The 26,104-nt window shown below is 74.7% G+C and carries 17 protein-coding genes; 12 read left to right on the forward strand and 5 right to left on the reverse strand.

The features are described from left to right. The 3 genes from ACSNN9_RS09650 to ACSNN9_RS09660 all read right to left on the reverse strand — a co-directional run. A partial coding sequence (locus tag ACSNN9_RS09650; protein ID WP_436672638.1) for a hypothetical protein occupies positions 1–1,086 on the reverse strand: 1,086 nt, incomplete at its 3' end. An 855-nt stretch (positions 1,087–1,941) separates the two neighbouring features. Then, complete coding sequence (locus tag ACSNN9_RS09655; protein ID WP_436672641.1) at positions 1,942–2,541, reverse strand: hypothetical protein; 600 nt, start codon at positions 2,539–2,541, stop codon at positions 1,942–1,944. Between the two features lie 142 nt (positions 2,542–2,683). Beyond that, on the reverse strand, positions 2,684–3,844 hold the full coding sequence (locus ACSNN9_RS09660; RefSeq protein WP_436672706.1) for an epoxide hydrolase family protein: 1,161 nt from the start codon (positions 3,842–3,844) through the stop codon (positions 2,684–2,686). Between the two features lie 141 nt (positions 3,845–3,985). Here ACSNN9_RS09660 and ACSNN9_RS09665 point away from each other — a divergent pair, with 141 nt between their 5' ends. The 4 genes from ACSNN9_RS09665 (at position 3,986) to ACSNN9_RS09680 (ending at position 6,735) form a co-directional block, all read left to right on the forward strand. After that, positions 3,986–4,387, forward strand: coding sequence for a DUF2267 domain-containing protein (locus tag ACSNN9_RS09665; RefSeq protein ID WP_436672643.1), 402 nt, complete (start codon positions 3,986–3,988; stop codon positions 4,385–4,387). Positions 4,388–4,560: 173 nt separating this feature from the next. After that, the gene (coaD, locus tag ACSNN9_RS09670) at positions 4,561–5,133 is read left to right on the forward strand and encodes a pantetheine-phosphate adenylyltransferase (RefSeq protein ID WP_436672645.1); all 573 of its coding nucleotides are present in this window, start codon (positions 4,561–4,563) and stop codon (positions 5,131–5,133) included. A gap of 21 nt (positions 5,134–5,154) precedes the next feature. Beyond that, positions 5,155–5,850: a YdcF family protein gene (locus ACSNN9_RS09675; RefSeq protein WP_436672647.1), complete on the forward strand. Its 696-nt coding sequence runs from the start codon at positions 5,155–5,157 to the stop codon at positions 5,848–5,850. A 96-nt stretch (positions 5,851–5,946) separates the two neighbouring features. Continuing rightward, the gene (locus ACSNN9_RS09680) at positions 5,947–6,735 is read left to right on the forward strand and encodes a class I SAM-dependent methyltransferase (protein WP_436672649.1); all 789 of its coding nucleotides are present in this window, start codon (positions 5,947–5,949) and stop codon (positions 6,733–6,735) included. Positions 6,736–6,850: 115 nt separating this feature from the next. On the opposite strand, the gene ACSNN9_RS09685 is transcribed toward ACSNN9_RS09680, so the two are convergent. Both ACSNN9_RS09685 and ACSNN9_RS09690 read right to left on the reverse strand, forming a co-directional pair. After that, the gene (locus ACSNN9_RS09685) at positions 6,851–8,065 is read right to left on the reverse strand and encodes a peptidoglycan DD-metalloendopeptidase family protein (protein WP_436672650.1); all 1,215 of its coding nucleotides are present in this window, start codon (positions 8,063–8,065) and stop codon (positions 6,851–6,853) included. Between the two features lie 157 nt (positions 8,066–8,222). After that, the gene (locus tag ACSNN9_RS09690) at positions 8,223–9,455 is read right to left on the reverse strand and encodes an MFS transporter (protein WP_436672651.1); all 1,233 of its coding nucleotides are present in this window, start codon (positions 9,453–9,455) and stop codon (positions 8,223–8,225) included. 551 nt (positions 9,456–10,006) lie between these two features. Between ACSNN9_RS09690 and ACSNN9_RS09695 the strand changes: the two genes are divergently transcribed. From ACSNN9_RS09695 to ACSNN9_RS09730, 8 genes are all read left to right on the forward strand, one after another. Continuing rightward, complete coding sequence (locus ACSNN9_RS09695; RefSeq protein WP_436672652.1) at positions 10,007–10,771, forward strand: LuxR C-terminal-related transcriptional regulator; 765 nt, start codon at positions 10,007–10,009, stop codon at positions 10,769–10,771. A gap of 5 nt (positions 10,772–10,776) precedes the next feature. After that, positions 10,777–11,616, forward strand: a complete 840-nt coding sequence (locus ACSNN9_RS09700) for an aminoglycoside phosphotransferase family protein (protein ID WP_436672653.1) — start codon at positions 10,777–10,779, stop codon at positions 11,614–11,616. Positions 11,617–11,853: 237 nt separating this feature from the next. Next, positions 11,854–15,081: a non-ribosomal peptide synthetase gene (locus tag ACSNN9_RS09705; protein ID WP_436672655.1), complete on the forward strand. Its 3,228-nt coding sequence runs from the start codon at positions 11,854–11,856 to the stop codon at positions 15,079–15,081. Then, positions 15,074–17,341 (forward strand): beta-ketoacyl synthase N-terminal-like domain-containing protein, encoded by a 2,268-nt coding sequence (locus ACSNN9_RS09710; protein WP_436672657.1) that lies wholly within the window; start codon positions 15,074–15,076, stop codon positions 17,339–17,341. Before ACSNN9_RS09705 ends, ACSNN9_RS09710 begins: the two co-directional genes overlap by 8 nt. Beyond that, complete coding sequence (locus ACSNN9_RS09715) at positions 17,341–17,631, forward strand: phosphopantetheine-binding protein (RefSeq protein WP_436672659.1); 291 nt, start codon at positions 17,341–17,343, stop codon at positions 17,629–17,631. Before ACSNN9_RS09710 ends, ACSNN9_RS09715 begins: the two co-directional genes overlap by 1 nt. Then, positions 17,631–21,095 carry a non-ribosomal peptide synthetase gene (locus ACSNN9_RS09720; RefSeq protein ID WP_436672661.1) on the forward strand — a complete coding sequence of 1,155 codons (3,465 nt, stop codon included), beginning with the start codon at positions 17,631–17,633 and terminating at the stop codon, positions 21,093–21,095. The genes ACSNN9_RS09715 and ACSNN9_RS09720 overlap by 1 nt, the downstream gene beginning before the upstream one ends. Then, positions 21,092–23,968, forward strand: a complete 2,877-nt coding sequence (locus ACSNN9_RS09725; RefSeq protein WP_436672663.1) for a type I polyketide synthase — start codon at positions 21,092–21,094, stop codon at positions 23,966–23,968. Before ACSNN9_RS09720 ends, ACSNN9_RS09725 begins: the two co-directional genes overlap by 4 nt. Continuing rightward, a complete protein-coding gene (locus ACSNN9_RS09730) occupies positions 23,965–25,974 on the forward strand; it encodes an amino acid adenylation domain-containing protein (RefSeq protein WP_436672665.1) in 2,010 nt (669 codons plus the stop codon). The genes ACSNN9_RS09725 and ACSNN9_RS09730 overlap by 4 nt, the downstream gene beginning before the upstream one ends. The last annotated feature ends 130 nt before the right edge of the window (positions 25,975–26,104 follow it).

A 26,104-nucleotide genomic window follows, 5' to 3' on the forward strand; every position in this document is an offset into this window, starting at 1 on the left:
CTCCACGGTGGGGCTGGTCCCGGCCATCCGCCGACTGGTCCGGGGCGGTAGCGGCACCGGGGCCGTCGAGGGGGCCGCCGGCGCGGCGACCTCGCCGGCCCCCACCGCTTGCGGCGCCCTGATCGGCGCGCGTACCCGTGTCACGTCGCCCCTGGTGGAGGCCGCCGGCACCACGGCCCCCGACGTCGCCGTGCCCGTCGCCCACGCCACCGGCTCGCCGGGGGCGGCCGGGGCGGTGGCCTCGACGAGGTTCGGCGGCGCGGCGGCTGAGCCCCGCGCGCCCTCGCCCGCCCGGGACGGCGGGCCGGCCCGCTCCGGTCCGACCGTGCCGGCGGCGGTCAGCGTCACGAACGCCACCGCGACGACGGCGGCGGCGAGGGCCGCGCGACGTTCGGCACGCGGCCCGGTCGACGGGGCCTGATGCGGGTGGACCGTCGGCGGTGGCACGGGCTGCGCCGCCCGGTGGGCGGCCAGCAGGGCGTCGAGCTGCTCGGCGACAGCGGCCCGTGCGCCGGCGGCGGTGGCGAAGGCGAGGGTGAGGTAGAAGCGGAAGTTCACGGTCGCGACGGCCGGCACCCGCAGCCCGGCGAGTCGGCCGCCGTCGGCGGCGTGCAGCAGGGTGAGCGGCACCGCGGGATGATGCGCGGGCCCCACGAGGTCGGTGTATCTCCACTCGTGCCGCCGCCCGCGCTCGGAGGAGAAGGCGACGCGGTGGTTGGTCACGACGGCCATCCCCGTGTCGACGGCCCGCACGCCCCTCGGCAGCGCGTCACCGGCGACGCCGTCCGTGGCCACGGTCAACCCCGGGGCGGGCAGCCCGGTGCCGTGCCGCGCGTCCACCTCGACGAGGTCCGCGACCGGCAGTACCCGGTAGACGACCTCGTCGTCGGCGAGGTCCACCGGCAGGCCGGCGCGCGGTTGCGTGCACCCGAGGAACCCGGCCGCCTCGATCCGCAGCCGGATCAGGTGGTCGTGGTGCCGCCGCCAGGCCGCGGCCTCCGCGTCGTACGCGCACCGCCGCCGGTGGTTCTCGCGCTCCGCCCACCTGATCTGCCACGTGGACTGCGCCGACGCCGGGGCTGCCATGATGGAGTGTGAGGTTGCCGCCACGTCTCGTACAACCACCGGCGGCTGAATTAGGAAACTGGTGCCGGTCGATACTTCCCATTGTTACCGATAGGGACGGTTCGGCCTTCGATCCTGAGCTACTGACGGTCCACCCTGACGCACGGCGCCCCCACCCCCATCCACACCTGCGCCTGCCGCCCGGCCGAGCGGACAACCATCGGCACGCAGGCCGGCCGGGCAACCCGGTTCCCGCCGACGAAGGCCAGCCACGGCGACCGACCCGCGGCAGGACCGCAGGCATTCACGCGCACGCTCGCCGCAGGCGCGACCGCAGCGCCCCAACCGATGCGCGCCTCGCCCTCCCAGCCCGGCGCCACCTGAATGTCAACCACCGCGCCGGAGCGCACCACGAGTCCCCACTTGGCGAACAACCGCGTGGCGGGGTCGGCGTCCCCCGATTCCGCCACTGCAGAACAGGCGAACCGGGCACCGCGACGTCCCCCGCGACGATCCGGTAGCCGGCCGGCGGCTCCGGCATGGCGTCGATCGCATACGCGCACGCCACCTCGCCCGGGGCCACCGGGCATCGAGGCCGGCGCCCCGCTGCCCGCACCCACCGGAGCCGCAGCCCGCGTCGAGGGCCGGAGATCCCGGCTCACGTCCCGCGAGGACGGGCACGGCGCGGCCCGCCATCGCGCCCATCGCCGACCCGCGGGATCCGCACTTCGGAGCCAACGAATCCAGTCATGTCTATCAATGTCTGGTGGAAATCCTGCAAGGTCGGCCTTCTCATCGCAGAAATCCCCCACGCGAACGGGAGAGCCATGTCGTCCACCCGATCCGCCCTGGGCCGCCTGCCGGGACACCGACTCCTCACGGCAGCAGCGACAGCCGGCGCCGGTGCGCGGTCCTGCGGGCCGCGACGATGATCGCGAGCGCCCCGCCACCGACCGTCCCGGTCAGGCCGAGGCCGACCGCGCCGAGCCGAGTCAGCGCCCGAGCCTTCACCCCGTAGAGCCATGGCGGAACACCGATCGACAGCTCGAGGCCGGGCTGGGCCGGGACCACGTCGCAGCGCACGGCGTACCGCCCGGGTGGCTCGGCCCGGATGACGAGCACGCCACGCCACTGCCGCCCGCCCGCACTCCGGACGATCTCGTGCCCGGTCGTCGACACGCTGTGCCACGCGTCAGCTTCCCGACCGTCGAACGCCGAGGGCTCGCAGGTCACCGCCGGCACGGTCGCGCCGGCCCCGGTGATCCACACCATCCTGTCGGCCTCCTCCCCGGCGGCGAAGCGCACCGGAACCGACCGCCCCGCCGGAACGCCCTGTCCGACAGAGCCGCCCAGCCGTCCCGGCAGGAACGCCAGCCCGGCGCCCGTGAGCAGAGCGAGCAGCGTGGTCACCGCCGCGACGGCGTACCACCGGCGGGACGGCCGCAGCGGCCCGGCGTCCACGGACAGGAAGGTCATTACGGCATGATGCCGGAACCCGAGCGTCGCCGCGACGGGCTGTTCGTCCGCCGTGCGTCGACGCCCCGCGACCGGGACCCCCGCGCGGGCGAGGGGCGCCCACCCGGCGGTGGACGCCCTGCCCGGTCCGGCGCCCCGGGGCTCAGGCCCCGCCGAGGGTCCGGGCGAATCGGCGGATGTCGTCGGCCAGGAGCCCCGGCTGCTCCAGCCCCGGGAAGTGGCCGCCACGGTCGTACTCGGTCCACTGCACGATGTTCGGGAAGACCCGGGCGGCCCAGGCCCGCACGGGCTGCGACGGGTCGTGCGGGAAGACCGCCACCCCGAGCGGCACCGGCAGCGGGGGCTGCTGCCGCGGCGCGGCACTGACCGGGAGCATGTCCGCCGTCTCGTAGTAGAGCTGGGCGGAGGAACCCGCCGTCCGGGTGAACCAGTAGAGCGACACGTTGGTGAGCAGGCGGTCCCGGTCCACGGCGTCCTCGGGGCTCTTGCCGGAGTCGGTCCACTCCTTGAACTTCTCCACGATCCACGCGAGCTGCCCGACCGGCGAGTCGGTGAGGGCGTACGAGAGCGTCACCGGGCGGGTGGCCTGGATCTTCATGTAGCCGGACTCGTCGTCGACGAAGTGGGCCAGCCGGGCGAGGCGCCGGCCGGTGTCCTCGTCGAGTGCGCCCAGCTCGCGCGGGTCGCCCGGAGGCGGCGTGATGAGGAAGTTGATGTGCGCCCCGATCGCGTGCTCGGCGTCCATCGCGGCGAGGGTGACCGCCACCCAGGAGCCGAAGTCGGTGCCCTGCGCCAGGTAGCGGTCGTAGCCGAGGCGGTTCATCAGCTCGGCCCACGCGCCGGCGATGCGCGGCACACCCCAGCCGGTCTCGGTCAGCGGGCCGGAGAAGCCGTACCCGGGCAGGGACGGGATCACCACGTGGAAGGCGTCCGCGGGGTCGCCCCCGTGGGCGCGCGGATCGGTCAGCGGCCCGATGAGGTCGACGTACTCCAGGAAGCTTCCCGGCCAGCCGTGGGTGAGCACGAGCGGCGTCGCGTCCGGTTCCGGGGAGCGTACGTGCAGGAAGTGCACCGTGGCGCCGTCGATCTCCGTGACGAACTGGGGGTACTCGTTCAGCCGCGCCTCGGCCGCCCGCCAGTCGTACCCGTCGGCCCAGTAGTCGGCCAGCTCCCGCAGGTAGGGCTGCGGCACGCCGCGTTCCCAACCGTCCGTGGCCGGCTCGTGCGGCCACCGGGTGTCGGCCAGTCGTCGGCGCAGGTCGTCGATGTCGGCCTGCGGTATCTCGATGCGGAACGGCTTCATCCCAGCGCCCTCCATGGTCACGGCACGCACGAGATTCACATCCTTGACGGCGTACGCGCGGGCGCGCACCTTCGCCCGTGCGGTTTGCCGCGCCGGCACGCGGGTAGACGCCGCCATCCGGCCGAGAGAAAGGCGCCAAGGGTGGAGAACAGCGAGTTCATCGGCTCGGTGGCGAGACGCCTGCGCACGTCGCCCGAGCAGGCGACCGCCATCACGCGCGCCACGCTGACGACCCTCGCGGAGCGGATCGACGGGGGCGAGGCGCGCGATCTCTCCGCCCTGCTGCCCGACGAGTTGCGGGCCTACGCGTTCGCGCCCCGCGAGACGGCCCAGCGCTTCGGGCTCGACGTGTTCGTCCAGCAGGTCGGCGGGCGGGCCGGGGTGGACGGGGCGACGGCGGAGGCCGGCGTACGCGCGGTGTTCGACACCCTCCGCGAGGCCCTCCCGCCAGGCGACTACGACGACGTCGTCACCCACCTGCCGGCGGAGTTCTGGGAGCTCACGGACTCGGCGGGCCGGTACGACGGCAGGCGCGGCGGCTAGCGCCTCGCCGGTCGGTCCGCCGGCGGCGTGCTCGTGCCACGCCCGACGCCGGAATCAGGCGGCGTCGGGGTGCCGGGGTCTGCCGACCCTCAGCCAGGTGTCCACGGCGCTGTGACCTATCGCCCACGCCCGGGGGCCAGCGGATCCGGCAGCCGATACCTACAGTCGGGGCCATGAGCACCGACGAAGGCGTGCCGGTCCGGCTCCGTGGCCATGAGGCTGAGCTGCCGGCGGGGCCGCGTCCGGCAGCACGGACCCCCGGTCGCGTACGCGTGCGAGCCGTCTACCCCGGCAGCTTCGATCCCTTCACGCCCGGGCACCTGGACGTGGTGAACCGGGCACGCGGCCTCTTCGACGAAGTGGTCGTGCTCGTCGCGGTCAACGGCAGCAAGCATCCGGGCACCGGCGAAGCGGAGCGGGCGGCCGCTGTCCGGGCCGTCCTGCCGGTCGAGTGGACCTCCGTCACCGTTGCGGCCTGGCGCGGGTTGACCTCCACCTACTGCCGTGACCATGACGTGGGAGTGATCGTCCGCGGCGTGCGTAACACCACCGACCTTTGGACCGAGTGCCAGCTCGCCGCGATGAACGAGTCGCTGGGTGTCCCCACGGTGTTCCTGCCCGCGCAGCCCGAACTGGCCGCGGTGTCCTCGACCGCGGTGCGCACGCTGGGGAGACTGCCGCGTCAGGATCAGGTGACGGTGGGGCACCAGACTGTGCCCGTCGGCCACGGCATGGGCCTTCGATAGGGCATGAGGGCGGAGCATTCGGTGGATTCCCGTACGGCCACCGCCCGGATCGTCGGGGAAGCGAACCTCGCCGGCTTCACCGCCGGCCAGCTTCTGGACGTGACGAAGGCCCTCACGATGATCCTCGCGCTGCCCCAGTCGGCGGCCGACCGCGTCGACGCCCTCGTCGTGGCCACCGGCCAGGGCGAGGAGTGGCGCCTCACCCACGCGATCCGAAGCTGGGAGGCGAATCAGGGCCTCCGCCACCTCCTGGTGGCGAACGGAAACCCGGCCGAGGAGACCTACGTCGAGCCCACGCTCGCTCACCTGCGCAGCCTCGGCCTCCGTCGCCTCGACGGGGTCTGCGTCCAGGCCGAGCCGGCCCTCGACACCGGCCGGCAGGCCGCGTGGATCGCCGAACAGGTCCGCGGCCGCGGCGTCGCGAGCCTCGCGCTCGCCGTCTCCCCCTACCACCTGCCCCGCGCCTACCTGACGGTCCTCAAGGCACTCGACCGCACTGGCCTCCGCCTGCCCGTCATACCGGTCCCCGTGGCCGTCTCCCCGGACACTCCGGTCCCGGAGACCGGAGCCACCGCCTACGACCTCCTGCCGGGCGAGGTGACACGCATCCTCACCTACGCGGACGAGGGCTGGGTCGCCACCCTCGAAAAACTCCAGCAGTACCTGCGGTGGCTGTGGAGCCGCCACGGGTCGCTCCTCGTCGGAGCCTCGGACTGAGGCCCCGGCCCGCCAGCGGTCCCCCGCCGGCCGGGGTCGTGCTGCCCTGAGCAGAATCGCTCGCCTTTCTGGGCCGTACCGCCGGAGGCTGGCGGCATGGGAACGGGCTTCAGCGGCGAGGTGGCCACCTACTACGCGCGATACCGGCGCGGGTACCCGCCGGAGGTGCTCGACGCCGTCGTCGGGGCCTTCGGTCTCGACGACGGCGACACGGTCGTCGACCTCGGCTGCGGCACCGGTCAGCTCAGCCTGCCGCTCGCCGCCCGGGTGGGCACGGTCCTCGGCGTGGATCCGGAGCCGGACATGCTGGCGTTGGCCCGGCGGGCCGCCCTCGACGCGGGGGTGACGAACGCCGCGTGGCTGCTCGGCGCGGACAGCGACCTGCCCACTGTGGGCCGGTTACTGGGCGAGCGCGCGGTCGGCGCCCTCTGCGTCGCCGTCGCGATCCACTTCATGGACCGCGAGGCGCTGTTCCGGGCCGCCCGGCCGCTGCTGCGTCCCGGAGGCGGAGTCGTCGTGATCACCAACGGCGCCCCGCTGTGGTCTCAGGACGCCGAGTGGTCCCGGGCGCTGCGCGGCTGCCTGGAAGGGCTGCTCGGGCGTCCGGTCACCGCGACGTGCCAGACCGACGACGCCGGCCGCCGGCGCAACCGGGACGCCCTCGCCGCCGCCGGCTACCGGGTGGTGGAGTCGTCGGTGGAGTACGCCGCGCCGCTCACCGTCCACGACCTGGTCGGCGGCGTCTTCTCCGCGATGTCACCGGACCTGCTGCCCTCCCCGGAGGGTCGGACCGCGTTCGCCGCCGAGGTCCGCGACGCCCTCGGCGGGCGGGAGTCGGTCACCGAGCGGGTGCGCGTGTCGCTCCAGTGCGGCCTGCCGGGCTGACCCGGCAGCCCGACGACGAACCGCCCGCATCGCCGGTGCCGGGTCGCGGCGCGACGTGCGGGGGCCCCCGCCGAGATGGCGGAGGCCCCTGCGTCGACGCTCGGTCGGGTGCCGGTCAGCACCAGCCGTTGATCGGTCCGTTCACGCCGGTCCACACGTAGGCGTCGGACACCCAGGTGCCGTCGCTCAACCGGTTCCACAGGGCGGTGGTGCCGTACCGCCCGGTGTGGGAGGTGCCGTTCGCGGAGCAGGAGACGGTGACGGTCGCGCCGTCGCCCACCGATCCCTGCAGGGCGTAGCCGGCGCCGGGCCCGGACCGCTTGTTCACCGCGCCCCCACCGTTGGCGTCGACCACCGCCTGGTTGAAGCCCAGCGCCCCGTAGTTGTAGAGCGCGCCGCCGGCGGCCCGCCAGGTCGAGCCGTGCCGCGCGCCGCCCTGGTAGGCGGAGGCGCCGTTGACGAACGCCCACTTGCCGAGGTCGTGGCCGCCGATGGACACGTACGCGCTGTTCTGCCGCAGCCCGAAGTGGACGTGCCGGCCGGAGGCCGCTCCACCGCAGGTGACGTCGGTGCCCGTGTAGCCCAGGTACGAGCCCTGGCTGACGGCGGCGCCGTTGACCGAGATGCTGCTCCACAGGTGGTAGTAGTCGGTGGAGTAGCCCCGGTCGTGGATCACCCGGATCCACCCCGTGCACATCGTGTACGCCGTGCCGGCGCGCGCCGCCCGGACCACCTGGTCGCCGCCGGCCAGGTCGATTGAGCTGTACGGCAACTCGGAGCCGCCCCAGCCGTGCGGGCCGCCGGTCAGCGTCCACGTCTGCCCGACCGCGAACGGCAGGGCCATCCCGGTCCGGTAGTCGCCGCCCGCCTGCATGACGCTCGGGCCGCTCGGGTTACTCGGGGCGCTCGTGAAGACCGCCTTCTCCTGCTTGTTCACCAGGGGCGACACGGCGGCCAGCTCGCTGAACCCGGCTTCGCCGTCGAAGTTCACCCGCCACGTGCCGGCCTCGGCACGGGCGATGAAGATCGCGCCGGTCGGGTGGACGTCCTTCTCGTGGCCGGTGACGGCCACGGCGGTGCCGAAGGCCCACTTGCCGTTCTTGCGGGTGACGGTCACGCGGGTCTCGGAGCTCTCGGCGTGCTCCGCCTCGGAGCTGTCGGCGTGCTCCGCCGCCGCGGCCTGGACCTGCCCGCGCAGCTTGGCGGTCACGGCGTCCTCGACGCTCACCTGCACCGGGGTGGGCGCCGCGGCCTGCGCGGTGCCCGCGACCAGGAGTTCCGTCGCCAGCAGCGCGGTGGCGACGCCGGCCCATCGTCTGATGTGCACCATTGACGACCTCTTTCGAATCGAAGCACATCGCTAAGTGGTGCTGACGATAGACAGAACGACGAATGTTGTCTACATGTTGACCCCTTGGCAATGAAAGTATGTTTCGCGGTCCGCGACCCGGCCGGCACGCGCGGTCACGGCCGGGCGGTGACGGCGGCTACAGGCTGGTCGCGGAGGCCGTCTCGGGGACGAGGGTGGCCTGGCTGCGGTGCGCGACCGGGATGATCAGCGCCGACGCGACCAGCGCGGCGACCGCGATGCCGAGCCAGCCCCAGAAGCCGAAGGCGATGACCAAACCCGACAGCGCGGCCGGGCCGATGATGTTCTGGGTGATCACGTGCAGGTCGAACGCGCCCAGGTACTCGCCCTGCGCGTGCTCGGGGGCGAGGCCGAACGCGAGGCCCCAGCCCGAGGCGGCCTGCATCACCTCGGCCACCGACAGGATCAGCACCGCGGCGACGATCGCGACGGAGACCAGCACGACGTTGTCGTCGAGGGCGCTCACCGCGATGACGGCGCAGCCGCCGGCCAGCCAGTAGCCGGAGCGGCGGGCGAGCCTGCCGGCGCCCTCCACGGTGTCCGCGCCACGGCTGGCCCGCACCTGGAAGAGGATGACGAACACCGTGTTGAAGATGAGCAGCAGCGGGATCAGGAAGTGCGGCAGCGAGGTGCGGTTGAGCGCCCACAGCGGCATCGTGACCAGGATGACGGTGACGTGGGAGGCGAGCACCGTCGAGACGCCGATGACGGAGAGGAAGCGGGGATCGCGTACGGCGGCGAAGCGCTTGAAGCCCACCGGGACGGGACGCGACGGCGCGTCGGGCAGGCGGGTGACCAGCAGCGCGGCGCCGGCCATCAGCAGGGCGGTGGTGAGCGGGATCAGCACGAGCAGCCGCTGGTGGAGCGCGGCGACGGCGGCCACCCCGATGCCGATGCTGAAACCGATGTTGAACACCGACCGCATCATGGCCTTGAGCTTGACCCGTTCCTCGGCGGGCACGAGGTTACCGACCAGAGCGCCGTTGGTCGGGCCGGTGCCGTACTCGATGAAGCCGACGGCGACCACCAGGACGAAGAAGTGGACCGGGTTGTCCACCAGCGCGTAGAGCCCGAAGCCCACCGCCAGCGCCGCGAACAGCATGATGAGCAACCTGCGCGGGCCCACCCGGTCGGCGATGACGCCGAACAGGACCGACGAGATGAAGGCGGACAGGCCCGCGGCCGACAGACCCAGGCCGACCTGCTTGGGATCGAGTCCGACGCGAAGTGTGAAGTAGACGACGCTGCCGCTGAGGAAGACTCCCTTGCCGATCGATTCGGCAAGCCGGATCGCGATCAGTTTCCTGCGCAGCGGATCGGCCGGCACCAAACGGGACGAATAATCAGTCAATCGAGACAAGGGCATATTTGCACATCCTGGTGTGATGGAGCGGTCCCGTCAATCCTCGCGGCGGCGCCGCCGGGCGGGACAGGGCGTTCGGCGGAGCACGGGCGGGACGACTTCCCGGGCCACCAGGGAATATCTCCCGTGTACGCCAGGAACGCGGCGCGCTAGCCACCGGCCCGGGGCGTCCCGCCCCGGGCCGGGCGACGAGGTTCCGCAGGCGCCTCGTCCCGGCATTCCCGTTCTGTCGCGGCCTGTTCCATTCAGGCCGAGAATCGCCTTCGACGCTTTTCATTTAATTGGTCGCTGAGAATGCGTCAGATGACTGACATCACTGTCGTCAGACCACGTTCATGTGTTGTTCTGTTGGCCGTCAGAAGACGTTCACGCCGATCGGAGGTCGGCGCTTCCGCGACGCCTCCACGACAGGGAGGCGTCGCGGAGCCAGTTAGGACGGGTGAGGTGTGGTAATGGTCAGCGTTGGCTCGACCTCGGAACCGGCTCATACGATGAGGCGCGATCCGGGAGATGTCGCGGACGGCACAAAACGTCGCGCCGTGACAGTTGTGCTGGCCGACGCCCAGCCGGTGGTGCGCAGGGGCCTGCACGCCCTGCTGTCCCCCTCGGCTGAGGTCACCGTGGTCGCCGAGGCGGGCACCACGCGGGAGGCGATGAGATCGGCGGCGTCGCTGCGCCCCGACGTGCTCGTGCTCGACATCGAGCTGCCGGGCTTCCAGGTGGGCGTGACGCTGCAGGAGATCGCCCGGATGTCACCCACGACCGCGGTGCTGGTCTTCACCGCGGTCGAGGACGAGGGGGCGGTCTTCGCGGCCATGCGTGCCGGCGCACGGGGCTACGTGCTCAAGAGCTGCCCGGGCGACGGAATCGTCCGGACGATCAGGGGCCTCGCCACGGGCGAGGTGATCCTCGGCCCCCGGGTGGCCGACCAGATCGTCCGGCAACTCGGCCGGGAACCACGCAACCAGCAGCTCTTCCCGGAGCTGACGACGCGCGAGCGGCAGGTGCTCCAGCTGATCGCGTCGGGCCTGCGCAACGGGGCGATCGCCACTCAGCTCAACCTCTCGCCGAAGACGGTCAGCAACCACATTTCGACGATCTTCAGCAAGCTCAACGTGTCGGACCGGTACGAGGCGATCGAGGTCGCCCGCAAGGCCAGGCTGGAGCGCGTGGGGCCGTACGGGTCGGATCCCGACCCGACGCGCGGCGGCGGTCTCCCGCCGGCCCACGGGCACGGCGCCACACCCCTGCCGGGAGCGGGCGGCTACGCCGCGTACGCCGGCGCGCAGTCGACGGAAAGGTGAACGGGATGGCCCTGGATCTGGAAGCGATCGCGAACCGGCTGGAGCCGCGGTTCGGCAAGGCGGCGCACCGCTGGGTCGGCACGCTGCCCCAGCGGCTGGACGAACTCGTCGCGCAGTGGGGGCTCGACCTCGGCGACCCCCTCAAGTCCGGCAACTCCTCCGTGGTGTTCCGCTGCCGCCACCCCCGTGGCGAGGCGGTGCTCAAGCTGTCGCCCGACAGCTACGCCGTGCGGGAGGAGGTCGACATGCTGCGCCAGTTCGCGCCCAGCGGACGGGTGCCCGAGGTGCTGGCGGCGGCCAAGGGCGCGGTGCTGCTCGAGTCGATCCACCCGGGCACCCTGGTGGAGAAGATGCCGCGGCCGCCGTCGCCGCGGGAGTACGCCGGGTTCCTCACCGACCTGCACGGCGCCGGGGATCCGGCCGCCGCGCCGCGGCGGCTGGAGGACTGGATCGACGTGCTGTTCAACTCGGCGGTGCGGCGGGGCGCCGACCTCGCCGAGTCGAAGCGGCTGCGCGACGACCTCTTCGCCGCGCCCACCGACACCGTGCTGCTGCACGGCGACCTGCACCTCGGCAACGTGCTCAGCGGCGGCGCGAAGGGCCTGGTGGCCATCGACCCGATGGCCTGCGCCGGCGACCCGTGCTTCGACGCGGTCGACTACGTGCTGGAGGGCCTGGACCGCGCGGAGATGCTGCGCCGGCGTGACGAGCTGGCCGCGGCGGCCGGCATCGACGTGGAGCGGCTCGACATGTGGTGCCGGGTGACCGCCCCGATCGGGGCGACGTACGTCAGCAACCCCGGGCACTCCGCGGAGCTGGCCGCCTTCGGGCGCGGCGAGTACTAGGCACTCCCCCTGCGGGCGGTCGGGCGGAACCCGACCCACGCACCCCCGACCGGCCCCCGGTCCGACGGCTGACCCCGTCGGGCCGGGGGCCGCGTCACGTTCCCAGGCCCCGGAGTCGGCCAGGGTGAGCAGCCGGCCGAGCGGCGATGTGTCCGGCACCCGACCGGGAGGTTTTCCCTGCTGGAGCGGGGAAGCTCGCTCTGCCGGACGGGACGTCGGACACCGCACGATCGATCCATGGTTCGTACCGGTCGTGCTTCCTTCGCTCAGGAAAGACTCTATTTCCTCAACCAGCTCCAGCCCGGCAACCCGGCGTACGTGGTGGCGTTCGCCGTCCACCTGCACGGGGCGTTGCGGCCGGCGGCGCTGCGCGCGGCGCTGACCCGCGTCGTCGCCCGGCACGACGCGCTGCGCACCACGTTCGCGCTGGTCGACGGCGTGCTCACCCAGCGGGTCTCGCCCACCCCGCACGCGGACGTCGACGTGCAGACGGGCGCGTGGGCCGACCGGGACACCCAGGAGTCCTACCTGCACACCCTGGTCGCCGAGCAGGCCCGACGCCCGTTCGACCTCGGCGACGGGCCCGTGCTGCGCGCCTTCCTGCGCTCCTGGGGCCCGGACGAGCACACCCTCGCGGTGCTGGTGCACCACATCGCCTGCGACGGCTGGTCAGTGGGGCTGCTGCTGCGCGACCTCGCCGCCGAGTACCACGCGGCGGTGTCCGGAACGGACGCCGCGTACGCCGAACCGGCGGAGTCGTACCTGGCGTACGCCCAGCGGCAGCGCGAGTCCTGGGAGCGCGACAGCTCCGGGCTGGACTTCTGGCGCGCCGAGCTGCGCGACGTCCCGCAGCTCGCCCTGCCCACCGACTTCCCCCGGCCGAGCGTGCTCAGCGCCGACGGCGCGGTGCTGCGCCGCCCCGTCGAGCCGCAGCTGGTCGAGCGGCTCACCGCGTGGGCCAGGTCGCGGGGCACGACGCTGTTCGCGGTGACGCTGGCCGCGTACGCCTCGGTGCTGTCGCGCTACGCGCGCCAGGACGAGGTGGTGATCGGGGTGCCGGTCGCCAACCGGATGGACGAGGCCGAGGAGCGCGTCGTCGGCTGCCTGGTCAACACGCTGCCGATCCGGCTCGACGTGTCCGGCCGGCCCGGCTTCGCCGAGCTGGTCGAGCGGGCCCGGCGGGCCAGCATGGCCGCGTTCGCCAACCAGGACGTGCCGTTCGAGCAGATCGTGCGGGCCACCGTGGGGGAACGGCAGCTCAGCCACGCGCCGCTGTTCCAGACCTCCCTGACGGTGCAGAACTTCCCGTTCGCGTTCCCCGAGTTCGACGGGGTGCGGCTGACCGAGGTCGACGTCGAGATCGACGTCACCAAGTTCGACCTGGGCCTGACCCTCGACGTCTCCACCGCCACGCCGTTCCTGCGGGCCGAGTACAGCACAGAGCTGTTCACCCCGGAGACCGTCGCGACGCTGCTCACGCACTACCTGACCTTCCTGCGGTCGGTCGTCGACGGGCCGGACGCCGAGCCGTGCATGGTGGACGAGGCGGAGCGGCTGCTGCTGACCGAGGGGGTGAACCCGCCGGTGGCGCGGCAGTCGGCCGACCACCCGTCGGTGCTGCGCCGGTTCGCCGAGCACGTGGCGCGCACCCCGGACGCGGTGGCGGTGCGCCACCGGGACGTGGAGGTCACCTACGCCGAGCTGGACCGGTGGGCCGGGCGGATCGCGGCGGGACTGGCCGACCGGGGGGTGCGACGCGGCGACCGGGTCGGACTGCTGCTGCGCCGCTCCCCCGCGATCGTCGCGGCGATCCTGGGCGTGTGGAAGCTCGGTGGCGTCTACGTGCCGCTGGACCCCGAGTACCCACGGCAGCGCCTCGAACTGATCACGGCCAGCGCCGACATGCCGTTCATGCTGGTGGAGGCCGGCACCGCCGACACGGCCGGCGCGCTGGCGCGGGGCCGCGACATCCGCCTGGCCGACGCGCACACCCTCGACGGGACGTCCGTGGTCGCGGAGACGTTCCCCGGGCCCCGCGACCAGGCGTACGTCATCTACACCTCCGGCTCCACCGGCGTGCCCAAGGGCGTCATGGTCGGGCACGGCGGCCTGGACGCGCTGAACGACCCGACCCCCGCCGGGCTCGACGTCACGGCCGACGACGTGTGGCTGGCCGCCAGCTCGTTCTCGTTCGACGCCTCGGTGTGGGAGATGTGGGGCGCGCTGAGCACCGGCGGCCGGCTGGTCGTCGCCGACCAGGCCGACCTGGTGGACCGGCAGCGCCTGGCCGAGCTGGTGCGCCGCGAGGGCGTCACGGTGGTGTTCCAGACCCCCGGTGCGCTCTACCGGCTGCTGCCCCCGTACCTGCGGCTGCTGGGCGCGGACGAGGTCTCCCGCATCCGCTACGTCGTCCTCGGCGGCGAGGCCCTGAGCTGGTCGCGGGTCGCGTCGCTGGTCGCCGGCGCGCCGGGCCTGCGCGCGGTGTTCGTCAACATGTACGGCATCACCGAGGGCACCATCCACGTCACGATCTTCGAGGCCCCCACGGCGGACCTGGCCCGGGTCAGGGAGGGCACCGTCGGCGTGCCGCTGCCGTCGGGGCGCTGCTACGTCCTCGACGACGACCTGCGGCCGACCGGCCTCAACGTGCCCGGCGAGCTGTACTGCGGCGGCGTGCTCGTCGCGCACGGCTACCTGGGCAACCCGGAGCTGACCGAGGCGCGCTTCCTGCCCGACCCGTACGGCGGGGGCGTGATGTACCGGACCGGTGACGTGGTCAAGTGGGGCGTCGACGGGAACATGGTGTACCTCGGCCGCAACGACACCCAGGTGCAGCTGCGCGGCTACCGCGTCGAGCTGGCCGAGGTCGAGGGCGCGTTCCTGACCCACCCGGCGGTGCGCTCGTGCGCGGTCGCGGCCGAGAACGACGAGCTGGCCGCCTTCGTCGTCGGCGAACTCGGCCCGGACGCCGAACGCGAGCTGCGCGCCCACGTGCGGGCGACGCTGCCGGCGTACATGGTGCCGTCGCGGATCCTGGCCGTCGCGGCGATCCCGCTCACCGCGCACGGCAAGGTGGACACGGCCCGACTGCTGGCCGACAGCCGCGCCGCGCGCGCCACCGTCGCGCCCGCGGCGCGGCGCGGGCTCGCCGCCGGCACCGGGTTGGAGGAGCGCGTCCGGGCCTGCTGGAGCGAGGTGCTCGACCGGGCCGACGTCGGGCTGCACGACAACTTCTTCGACCTGGGCGGGCACAGCTTCGCGCTGATCGCGCTCCAGCAGCGGCTCTCCGACGAGGGCCTGGACGTCTCCGTGACGGACCTGTTCCGCGCCGGCACGGTCGCCGGCTGCGCCGCGCACCTGCAACGGGCGGTCCCGGTGGTCGCCGACGCGCGGGTGGCGCAGCGCCACCGCGGTCGCGCCCTGCTGGCCGACCGGCGCCGGACCGCGGGAGGCCGCCGTGGCTGAGCTGCCCGACGGCGCGGCGGTGGCCGTGGTCGGCATGGCCGTACGGGTCCCCGGCGCCGAACGCGACCTGGACCTGTTCTGGCACCACGTGGTCAATGGAGTCGACGCGGTCACCTACTTCACCCCCGAGCAGCTCGTCGGCTGGGGCGTGCCCAAGGACCTCGTCGAGCGGCCCGACTTCGTGCCCGCCCGGGCGGTGCTGCGCGACGCGGACTGCTTCGACCACCGGCTGTTCAGCTACTCGCCCTCGGACAGCGCGCTGATGGACCCGCAGCAGCGGATCCTGCTGGAGTGCGCCTGGGCCGCGCTGGAGCACGCCGGCCACCCGCCGGTCGCCGCCGACGGCAACCGGATCGGGGTGTACGTCGGCACCGGCCTGAACGTCTACCTGCTCGACAACGTGTGGCCCAACGAGCGCGCGGTCGAGGCGGCCGGCGGCCTGGGGCTGATCATCGGCAGCGACAAGGACTTCGCGGGCACCCGGATCGCGTACAAGCTGAACCTGCAGGGTCCGGCGCTGACGCTGCAGACCGCCTGCTCGACGTCGCTGGTCGCGGTGCACCAGGCGGTGCAGGCGCTGCTGACCTACGACGCCGACATGGCACTGGCCGGGGGCGCCACGGTGGCCCCGCCGACGCGGCGCGGGCACGTGCACGAGCCCGGCGGGATCTTCTCCGCCGACGGCCGGTGCCGGGCCTTCGACGCCGCGGCCGACGGCACCGTGCCCGGCGACGGCGCGGGCGTGGTGGTGCTCAAGCGACTCGAGGACGCCCTGCGCGACGGCGACACCGTGCACGCCGTGATCCGCGGCTCCGCGGTCAACAACGACGGCTCCCGCAAGGCGGGCTTCACCGCGCCCGGCCCCACCGGCCAGGCCGGCGTGATCTCGGCGGCGCTGGGCGTGGCCGAGGTCGACCCGGACACCGTCGGACTGATCGAGACCCACGGCACCGGCACCGCGCTCGGCGACCCGATCGAGGTGGCGGCGCTGCGGCAGGTCTTCGACAGCGACCGGCCCGACCGGGCTCCCTGCGCGCTCGGCGCGGCCAAGTCGGTCGTCGGGCACCTGGACACCGCCGCCGGCGTGGTCGGCCTGATCAAGACCGTGCTGGCGCTGAAGCACCGCGTGATCCCGCCGATCGCCCACCTCGCCACGCCCAACCCCGCGGTCAGGCTGGACGGTTCGGTGTTCGAGCTGCCGGCGGCGGCCCGGCCCTGGGCGCCGATCGACGGCGTACGCCGGGCCGGGGTGAGCGCCTTCGGCATCGGCGGCACCAACGCCCACGTCGTGCTGGAGGAGGCGCCGCCCGCCCGGCCCCGGTCGCGCCGCCACGTCACCGAGCTGGTCCTGGTCTCCGCGAAGACCGCCGCCGTGGCGCAGGCCGGCCTGGACCGCGCCGCCGCCTGCGTGGCGCAGACCCCGCCCGGCGAGCTGGCCGACCTCGCGTACACCCTGCGGACCGGCCGGGCGGAGCTGCCGTGGCGGGCCGCGTTCCTCACCGGAGCGCACGGCTCACCGGCGACGGTCCGGCAGGTCGACGCGAAGGCGCGGGCGCGCGGCGTGGCGCTGCACCTCACCGGGGCCGGCGAGCTGACCGGCAACCGGCCCAACTACGACGCCGACCCGGTCTACCGCCGGGTCGTCGACGAGGGCGTGGCGCTGCTGCGCGACCGCGACCTCGACGAGGCCGTACGGGAGCGCTGCACCCGGCTGCTGGCCTGCGTCGGCCTGGCGCGGTCGCTGCGCAGCCGGGGCGTGGCCCCGCGCGCCCTGGCCGGCGCCGGCATCGGCGCCGTGGCGTGCGCGGTCGTGGCCGGGATCATGTCCCTCGCCGACGCGCTGGAGCTGACCTGCGGCGTCGACGTCGACGCCAGCCGGCTCGACCCGGCCGAACTGCCCGTCCACGTGCCGGGCGGAGAGCCGCCGACCGGGTACGACGGGCTCGCGTACTGGCGGGCGCAGGCGGCCGGGCCACCCGCGCCGACGACGCCGCCGGAGCTCGACCAGGTGCTCTGGATCGAGGTCGGCACGAGCGTCACCCCGCACCTGGGCCCGGACGGGCCCGCGCTGCCCGTCGACCGGCACGCCCGGCTGCTGGCCACCGTCGGCGCGCTGTGGCAGCGGGGTCTCGTCGGCGCCTGGGACCCCGTGCACGACGCGGGCCGACGCCGGCGGCCCGCCCCCACCTACCCCTTCGCGGCCACCCGGCACTACCTGGACGCCCCCGCGACCCGACTGGACACAGAGAGGCACCACTGATGCGCGACGTACACGACCGGACCTGGGTGGGCGAGTTCGAGCAGCTGTGGATGGAGGTGCTCGGCGTCGACACGATCGACGACGACGACGACTTCTTCGACCTCGGCGGCCACTCGCTGAGCGCGCTGCGGCTGAGCACCCTGATCCGCCAGGAGCTCAACCTCGCGGTGATGTTCGGCCACGTGCTGGAGAACCCCCGCTTCGCCGACCTGCGCGACGTCGCGGGCCAGGTGCCGCTGGACAAGCCGGCGCAGGTGCCGCTGGACGAGCCGGTGGCGGAGGTCGTGTGATGACCGCCCCGGAACTCTCCGCCTGGACGCCGCTCGCCGCGCGGGTGCTCGGTCTCGCGCCCGAGCAGCTGCGGGACGCGGCGGTGACCGAGTCGTTCGTCGCGCTGGGCGGCACCTCGCTGCAGGCCATCGCACTGGTCTCGCTGGGCCAGCGCGAGCTGCGGGCGCACGTGGACAGCGCCCGGCTGCTGTCGGCACTGCCGCTGGCGCGGGCGCTGGCCGGCGCGGTGGAGCACGTGGACACCGCGCCCCCGCTGGCCGCTCGGCGGCCCGCCGAGCTGGAGCTGCTGCCCGGCCAGCGCTCCATGCTGGCCGCGCACCTGCTCGACCAGGACGCGCCGTACCACCTGATGTTCACGCTGGAGGCGGACGGGCCGCTCGACGAGGCCCGGACCCGGTCGGCGCTGCGCGAGCTGGCGACCCGCCACGAGGCGCTGCGCACCCGGTTCGTCCGGGACCCGCGGCAGGCCCGGATCGTGCTGCCCGCCCCGTACGAGCCGCGGCTGCTGCACCAGACGCTGCCCGACGACGACCCGGTACGCGCCGTGCACGAGCTGTACGGCCCCTCGGCCGCGCGGTTGCTGCGCCCCTTCGCACAGCCGCCGGTCGTCTTCGTGCTGACCCGCGCCGGGCGGCGCGACCTGCTCACCATGCTGGTGCACCACACGATCGCCGACGGCTGGAGCATCGGGGTGCTCTGGCGCGAGTTCGCCGAGCTGTACGCCGGCGCCGACCCGGCGGGCGCCGCGCCGTCGCCGGAGTGGATCGGCTCCCGGCTCGCCGCGCAGGAGGCCTCCGGGGCGCTGGACGGCGCGCTGGCCCGGATCGCGGCCCGGCTGGACGGCGCGCCCTGGACGGTGGCGCTCCCCACCGACCTGCCGCCGGCCGCCGAGGCCGACGGCCGCGGCGCACGCCTGCGCTTCCACCTCGACGCGGCGACGACGCGGGCCGCGACCGAGCTGGCCCGGCACTGCCGGGTGACGGTGACGTCGGTGGCCATGGCGGCGTGGGCGCTGGCCACCGCCCGCCGCGCGGGCCTGACCGACCTGGTGCTCGGGGTGCCGGCGGCGGGCCGGTTCGAGGCGGGCATGGCTGGCATCGTGGGCCTGTGCACCCGGGTCGTCCCGGTGCGCTGCGCGGCGACCGACGACCTCGACGCGCGGGACTACGTACGCGGGGTGGCCGCCTCGCTGGCCGAGGCGGCGGCCGACGCCGACGTGCCGTTCGAGCGGGTCGTCTCCGGGCTCGGCGGCACCACCGACCCGGGCCGCAACCCGCTGGCGCAGCTCGGCTTCGCCGCCCACCACGAGCTGGTGCCCGACGAGCTGGAGGCGGGGGGCCGCACCTGGCGGGTGCACGAGGGCCACTGCCACGGCGCGGTGTTCGACGCGCTGCTCTACCTCCAGTCGTGGTCGGACCGTCCCCGCTTCGCCCTGGAGTACGCCACGTCGGTGCTCACCGCGGCCGACGCCGGGGAGCTGGCCGAGTCGTTCCAGGCCGCGCTGCGGGAGCTGGCCGCCGGCCCGGGCGTCGCCCTGCGCGACGTCACCACCCTGTCGGCCGCGCAGCACGCGCGGCTGCGGGCGCTGGGCGCGGGCGGGTCGCACGACACGGCCGACGACGTGTGGAGCCGGTTCGCGGCGCACGCGCGGTCCGCGGGCGAACGGGTCGCGCTGGTCGACGCGCACGCCGGGCTCACGCTGACCTACCGCGAGCTGCACGACCGGGCCGTCGCGCAGGCGCGGCTGCTGCACGCGCGCGGCGTGCGCGCCGGCGACGCGGTGGTCCTGGAGCTGCCCCGCTCGGCCGCCGAGGCCGTGGCGGTGCTGGGCGTGCTGCGGCTGGGCGCGCACTACGTCGCGGTCGACCAGCACGCCACGGACGAGTGGCGGGCCCACCTGGCCGCGGCCGTCGCGCCCCGGGCCCGCCTCGGCGCCGCCCCGGCCGGCGCACAGTGGTCGGGCGCCGCCGACTGCGCCCTGGCCGGCCCGGACACGCCGGCGCGGGCCGGGGCGGCCGGCGGCCCCGGCGTCGTCGGGACCGGCGACCACCCGGTCGAGGCGGCACCGGCCGACCCGGCGCGGACCGCGTACGTCTCCTTCACCTCGGGCTCGACCGGGGTGCCCAAGGGCGTGGTCGTGCCGCACCGGGCGGTGCTGCGGCTGGCCGACGACCCGGGGTTGTTCGCCGACCGGGCGGGCATGCGGATGATGCGGCTCTCCCCGCTGGCGTTCGACGCGTCCACGCTGGAGCTGCTGGTGCCGCTGGCCAACGGGGACACGGTGGTCGTGTTCCCGCCCGGGGAACCGACGCCAAGCGGGCTGGCCGAGTTCCTGCGCGCCGCCGGGATCACCCACGCGTGGCTCACCTCGGGCGTGTTCCACCTGGTCGCCGACCACCGCCCGGACGCCTTCGCCGGGCTGCGGCAGCTCTTCACCGGCGGCGGCGTGGTCTCCCCCGCGCACGTGCGCCGGGTGCTGCGGGCCTGCCCGGGGCTGCGCGTCACCAACGGCTACGGCCCCACCGAGAACACCACGTTCACCACCACCTGGTCCGTCGACCACGCCGACGCGACGCCGGACCCGCTGCCGATCGGCGCGCCGGTGCACGGCACCGACCTGTACGTCGTCGACCCGGCGGGGCGCCTCGTCCCGCCGGGTGCGATCGGCGAGCTGGGCACGGCGGGCACCGGGCTCGCCGACGGCTACCTCGACGACCCCACGCGCACCGACGCGTCCTTCGTCCGGCTCGGGAAGCCGGGGGTGCGCCTGTACCGCACCGGCGACCTCGTGCGCTGGGGTGCGGACGGGCAGCTGCGCTTCCTCGGCCGCAACGACCGGCAGGTGAAGATCGCCGGACACCGGGTGGAGCTGGTCGACGTCGAGCGCCGGCTCCGGGCCCGGCCCGGGGTGCGCGACGCGGTGGTGTTCACCACCGGCGACCCGGTGACGGGCGTACGTCTGTGCGCCGCGCTCAAGCCCGCCCCCGACGGCCTGGACGTGGCCGGCGTGCGCCGTGCCGTGGAGGCCGAGCTGGCCCCCTACGCCCGCCCGCAGCAGTGGGTGACCGTGGCCGAGTTCCCACTCGACCGCAACGGCAAGGTTGACCTGCGGGCCCTGGGCGCGCTGGCCGGGGCGGCGCAGCCCGCCGCCGCGACGAACACCGGCGCGGCGGCGGGGCAGCCGGCAATGGTCCCCGCCCCGCGCTCGGCGTCGCTTACCGAGTTCGAGGACCTGGTGACGGGCGCCTGGGTGGAGGCGCTGGGCACCGACGACTTCGACGTCGACGAGGCGTTCTTCGACGTCGGCGGGGAGTCGCTACGACTGGCGATCGTGCGCCGACTGCTCCAGGAGCGGCTGGCCGGCCGGGCCATCCCGCTGACCGACCTCTACCGCTTCCCCACCGTCCAGACCCTGGCCCGGCATCTGCACGCCCAGACCGAAGGAGCAGGCGCATCCTCATGAACGGCGACATCGCGATCGTAGGCATGGCGGGCCGGTTCCCCGGCGCCGCCGACGTCTGGGAGTACTGGTCCAACGTGGTCGCGGGGAAGATCACGATCAGCGAGCTGACCCGCGGGGAGCTGCTGGCCGGGGGCGTGCCCGCCGACCAGCTCGACGACCCCGCGTACGTGCCGGCGCGCGGCGTGCTGGCCGACCCGGACCTGTTCGACGCCGCCTTCTTCGGCATCACGCCGCGGGAGGCCGAGACCATGGACCCGCAGCACCGGCTGCTGATGCAGACGGCGTGGGCCACCCTGGAGTCCGCCGGGCTGGCCACCCGGCACCCCTTCGGCCGGGTCGGCGTGTTCGCCGGGGCCGGGTTCAACTACTACGCGCTGCACCACGTGTACGCGCAGCCCGGCCTCGTCGAGACCCAGGGGCTACTCTCGGTCGTGCTGGGCAACGAGAAGGACCACCTCGCCGCGAAGGTCGCGTACCGGCTGGACTTGGGCGGTCCCGCCGTCACCGTGCAGACCGCCTGCTCGACGTCGCTGGTGGCGGTGCACCTGGCCTGCCAGAGCCTGCGTACCGGCGACTCGGACGTCGCACTCGCCGGCGGCGCCTGCGTGGCCGTGCCGCAGCAGGCCGGCTACCTCTACGAGACGAAGGGCATCATGTCGCCCGACGGCGCGTGCCGGCCCTTCGACGCCTCGGCCGCCGGCACCGTCCCCGGCAACGGCGTCGCCATGGTGGCGCTCAAACGCGCCGAGGACGCCCGCCGCGACGGGGACACCGTCTACGCCCTCATCAAGGGCTCGGCGGTGAACAACGACGGCGGCATGAAGGTCGGCTACACGGCGCCCGGCATCGCCGGCCAGATCGACGTGCTGACCCGCGCGTACGCCGCCGCGGGCGTCGACCCCGCCAGCGTCGGCTACCTCGAGGCGCACGGCACCGCCACCGAGGTCGGCGACGCGATCGAGCTGTCGGCGCTGACCGAGGTGTTCCGCCGCGGCGCGCGGCCGTGCTCGATCGGCTCGGTCAAGGCCAACGTCGGCCACCTCGACGCGGCCGCCGGTGTCACCGGGCTCATCAAGGCCGCGCTGGCCCTGCACTTCCGGCAGATCCCGCCGCTGGCCGGCCTCAAGCAGGCCCGGCCCGAGCTGCTCGACGGGTCGACCCCGTTCACCGTGGGCAGCGTGGCCCGCCCGTGGGAGGCCGACGGGCCGCGCCGGGCGGCGGTCAGCTCCTTCGGGCTGGGTGGCACCAACGCGCACGTGGTGCTGGAGGAGGCCGACGGCCCGGCCGGGTCCGGGCCCGGGAGGGCCGACGGTCGTACCGAGCTGATCGTGCTGTCCGGGCGCGACCCGGAGGCGGTCCGCGCGGCCGCCGAGCAGTGGAGCGAGCACCTGCGGCAGCGCCCCGACCTGGCCGTCGCCGACGTCGCGCTGACGTCGCAGACGTACCGCAGGCACTTCGCGCACCGGCTCGCGGTCGCCGCGCCGGACGTCCCGACGGCGCTGGCCCGGCTGCGCAGGGCGCCCGTCCGCGAGGCCGCCCGCCGGCCCAGCGTGTTGTTCCTGTTCCCGGGCCAGGGGGCGGAGTTCCCCGCCATGTCGCGGGGCCTCTACGACCGCTACCCGTCCTTCCGGGCGGAGCTCGACCACGGGGCGGGGCTGCTGGCCCCGCTCCTGGGGCTGGACCTGCGCGACGTGCTGGTCGACGACGACCCGCACGGGATCGTGCACCGCACCGACGTCACCCAGCCCGCGCTGGCCCTGCACGAACTGGCGCTCGGCCGGCTGCTGGTGTCGTGGGGCGTACGCCCGGCGGCGTTGATCGGCCACTCGGTCGGCGAGTTCGCCGCCGCGGCGCTGGCCGGCGAGCTGGCCGCCGACGACATGCTCCGCCTGGTCGCGACCCGCGGCAGGCTGATGCAGGACGCGCCCGAGGGCGGCATGCTGGCCGTGCTCGCGCCGCCGTCCGTGGTGCAGGAGCAGTTGGCGGGCCTGGACGGCCTCGACGTGGCCGCCCGCAACGCTCCCGAGTTCACCGTGGTGGCCGGGCCGGTGACGCAGCTCGCCGCGTTCCGGGAGCGCCTCGACGCGGGCGGGATGCACTGCCGGGCGTTGCCGGCGCGGCGCGCCTTCCACTCGCGGATGATGGCCGACGCGGCGCGGCTGCTCGGCGCCGAGGCCGACGGCGTCGCCCGGCGACCCCGGACCGTCCCGGTGATCAGCACCGTCGACGGCACGCTGCTGGGCAAGGGGCTGCCGCGCGCCGAGGGCTACTGGGGCGCGCAGCTGCGCAGCCCCGTGCGCTACCACGACGCGCTGCTGACCGGGCTCGGCCTGCCCGACCCGGTCCTGGTCGAGGTCGGGCCGGGCACCGCGCTCACCGGCATGGCCCGGCAGGGTGGGCAGCGGGTGCCCGCGTTCGCCCTCCAGCCCCGGCCGGCGGGGCGCGCCGACGCCGGCGACGTGCTCGCCGGGCTCGGTGGGCTGTGGACCGCCGGGGCGTCCGTCGACTGGGCCGCGGTGCGCGGCGAGAGCGTCGCCCGGCGGGTCGCGCTGCCCACGTACCCGTTCGCCCGCACCCGGCACTGGCTCGACGCCGCGCCGCCGCGACCGGCCGCGGCCGTCGAGGAACCGGCGCCGGAGCCCGCCGGCGGAGGCGAGAACGAGGTGGTGCAGGAGATCATGGAGCTGTGGGGCAGGATGCTCGGCTCGGCCGAGATCGGACCGGACGCGAACTTCTTCACCCTCGGCGGTGAGTCGCTGCTGTTCATCCGCATGATCACGCAGGTGCAGCGCAGGTTCGGGGTGCGCATCCCGGTCGAGACGCTGTCGGCCGACCCCACGCCGCGCACGCTGGCCGGGCTGGTGACGGCATGACGGGCCACGACGAGCTGGACCTGGCGGCGGCGGTGGCGGCCGTGCTCTGCCACCGCCTCTCGGGCGCGGCCTCGGTCGCCGTGCGCGGCCCGCGCGGCCACGTCCTGGTGCGCCTGTCCGCGGACAGCACCCTGACGGAGGTACGCGAGCAGACGCGCGGCCGGTGGCGGGACCCCGCCGTCGACGCCGCGCCGGACGGGCGCGTGGACGTCGCGCTGGCCACGACGGGTGCCGCCGGGGCGTCGGCGGTGCTGGCCGGGGTGCCCGTCCGGCTCGCCCGCGGCCACGGCGATCCCGCGTGCCTGCAGGAGCGCCTGGACACCCTGCACGCCTGGCTCGCCGCCCACCCGGACCGGCCGGTGCGGGAGGCCGCGCTGGTCGGCCCGGTGGAACGCAAGACGCTGCTCGGCTTCAACCCCGCGCCGACCCCCGCGCCGCGCACCCCCGTGCACGAGACGATCTGCCGCCAGGCGGAGCGCACCCCGGACGCCGTCGCGCTGCGCGGCGGCGGCCGGGACCGCAGCTACCGCGAGTTCCTGGACGAGGCGGCGGCGCTGGCCGGGCGGCTGCGCGCCGAGGGCGTGGGCCCCGGGTCGGTGGTCGGCCTGTGCACCGAGCGCAGCCCCGAGATGGTGGTCGCGGTGCTCGGCGTCCTGCTGGCCGGCGGGGCGTACCTGCCGCTGGACCCGTCCCACCCGCGCCCCCGGCTGGACCTCATGCTCCGCGTGGCCGACGCCGCGCTGGTGCTGGCCGACGACGCGGGGCGGACCGCGCTGGGCTGCGGCGGCGAGCCGTCCGTGCCCGTACGGCCGCTGACCGGCGGCGACCTGCCGGCCGCGCCCGTCGACTGGCGCGGCTACCGGGCCCCGGATGAGGTGGTCGAGGGGCTGTCGTACGTCATCTTCACCTCCGGCTCCACGGGGGCGCCCAAGGGCGTGCAGATGACGCACCTGTCGCTGGCCAACCGGCTGGTGTGGATGCAGGACGCGTACCGCATCGGCCCCGGCGACGTGGTGCTGCAGAAGACGCCGTACACCTTCGACGTGTCGGTGTGGGAGCTGCTGTGGGCGTTCATGGCCGGGGCGACGCTGGTCACCGCCGAGGCGCAGGCCCACCGCGACCCGCAGGAGATGGTCGACGTCGTCGCCCGCGAGTCGGTGACCACGGTGCACTTCGTGCCGTCCATGCTCGCCCTCTTCGTCGAGGAGGCCGGCCTGGATCGCTGCGCCGGCCTGCGCCGGGTCATCTGCAGCGGGGAGGCGCTGCCGCCGAAGCTGGTCAACAAGCTCACCGGCACGCTGCCGCAGGTCGAGGTCCACAACCTGTACGGGCCCACCGAGGCCGCCATCGACGTCACCGCCTGGCCGTGCCGCCGACCCGAACCGGACGACACCGTCCCCATCGGCCGGCCGATCGCGAACGTCGCCGCGTACGTCCTCGACGAGCGCGACGAGCTGGCCCCGCTGGGCGTGCCCGGGGAGCTGGTCCTGGGCGGCGACTGCCTGGCCCGGGGGTATGCCGGGCGACCCGACCTGACCGCCGAGCGGTTCGTCGAGGTGGGGGTCGCCGGGTGGCCGCAGCGGGTGTACCGCACCGGCGACCTGGCCTGGTGGTCGCCGGACGGGCACCTGCACTACGGCGGGCGCATCGACACCCAGGTGAAGGTCCGCGGGCAGCGGGTCGAGCTGGGCGAGATCGAGTCGGTGCTCAACCGGCACCCGCTCGTCGCCAACAGCGTCGTGCTGCTGCGCGACGACCTGGGCGCCGCCCCGACCCTGGTGGCGTACGTGGTGGCCGAGCGCGACGCCGACCCGGACGCCGTGGCCGAACCCGCGCTGCGCGCCTTCCTGGCGCGGCAGCTGCCCGACCACATGGTGCCCCTGCGGTACGTGGTCCTGCCGGAGCTGCCCGCGACCGCGAACGGCAAGGTCGACCGACGCGCCCTGCCGGCCCCGCCGGCCCGGGTCCGCCGGCGCGCGGCGACCGGCCCGGGCAGCCGGGCATGATCCGCGATCCGTGGCGTTCCCGCTCGCCTCCGCCAAGGCCCGTCGCGTGGCGCTCTGCTGGCTGTGGCCGGCCACGAGCGCGCGCTTCGCCGGCTGATTCTTCCTGGTAGCGGGCCTGGTGGCGCAGATC

Source organism: Micromonospora sp. URMC 107 (assembly GCF_051386315.1).
Lineage (GTDB): Bacteria > Actinomycetota > Actinomycetes > Mycobacteriales > Micromonosporaceae > Micromonospora.

Coding starts and splice junctions, on each gene's coding strand:
- ACSNN9_RS09655 (WP_436672641.1), bottom strand. CDS start 2,541: ATGACCTTCCTGTCCGTGGACGCCGGGCCGCTGCGGCCGTCCCGCCGG.
- ACSNN9_RS09660 (WP_436672706.1), bottom strand. CDS start 3,844: ATGAAGCCGTTCCGCATCGAGATACCGCAGGCCGACATCGACGACCTG.
- coaD (WP_436672645.1), top strand. CDS start 4,561: ATGAGCACCGACGAAGGCGTGCCGGTCCGGCTCCGTGGCCATGAGGCT.
- ACSNN9_RS09680 (WP_436672649.1), top strand. CDS start 5,947: ATGGGAACGGGCTTCAGCGGCGAGGTGGCCACCTACTACGCGCGATAC.
- ACSNN9_RS09685 (WP_436672650.1), bottom strand. CDS start 8,065: ATGGTGCACATCAGACGATGGGCCGGCGTCGCCACCGCGCTGCTGGCG.
- ACSNN9_RS09700 (WP_436672653.1), top strand. CDS start 10,777: ATGGCCCTGGATCTGGAAGCGATCGCGAACCGGCTGGAGCCGCGGTTC.
- ACSNN9_RS09705 (WP_436672655.1), top strand. CDS start 11,854: ATGGTTCGTACCGGTCGTGCTTCCTTCGCTCAGGAAAGACTCTATTTC.
- ACSNN9_RS09715 (WP_436672659.1), top strand. CDS start 17,341: ATGCGCGACGTACACGACCGGACCTGGGTGGGCGAGTTCGAGCAGCTG.
- ACSNN9_RS09720 (WP_436672661.1), top strand. CDS start 17,631: ATGACCGCCCCGGAACTCTCCGCCTGGACGCCGCTCGCCGCGCGGGTG.
- ACSNN9_RS09725 (WP_436672663.1), top strand. CDS start 21,092: ATGAACGGCGACATCGCGATCGTAGGCATGGCGGGCCGGTTCCCCGGC.
- ACSNN9_RS09730 (WP_436672665.1), top strand. CDS start 23,965: ATGACGGGCCACGACGAGCTGGACCTGGCGGCGGCGGTGGCGGCCGTG.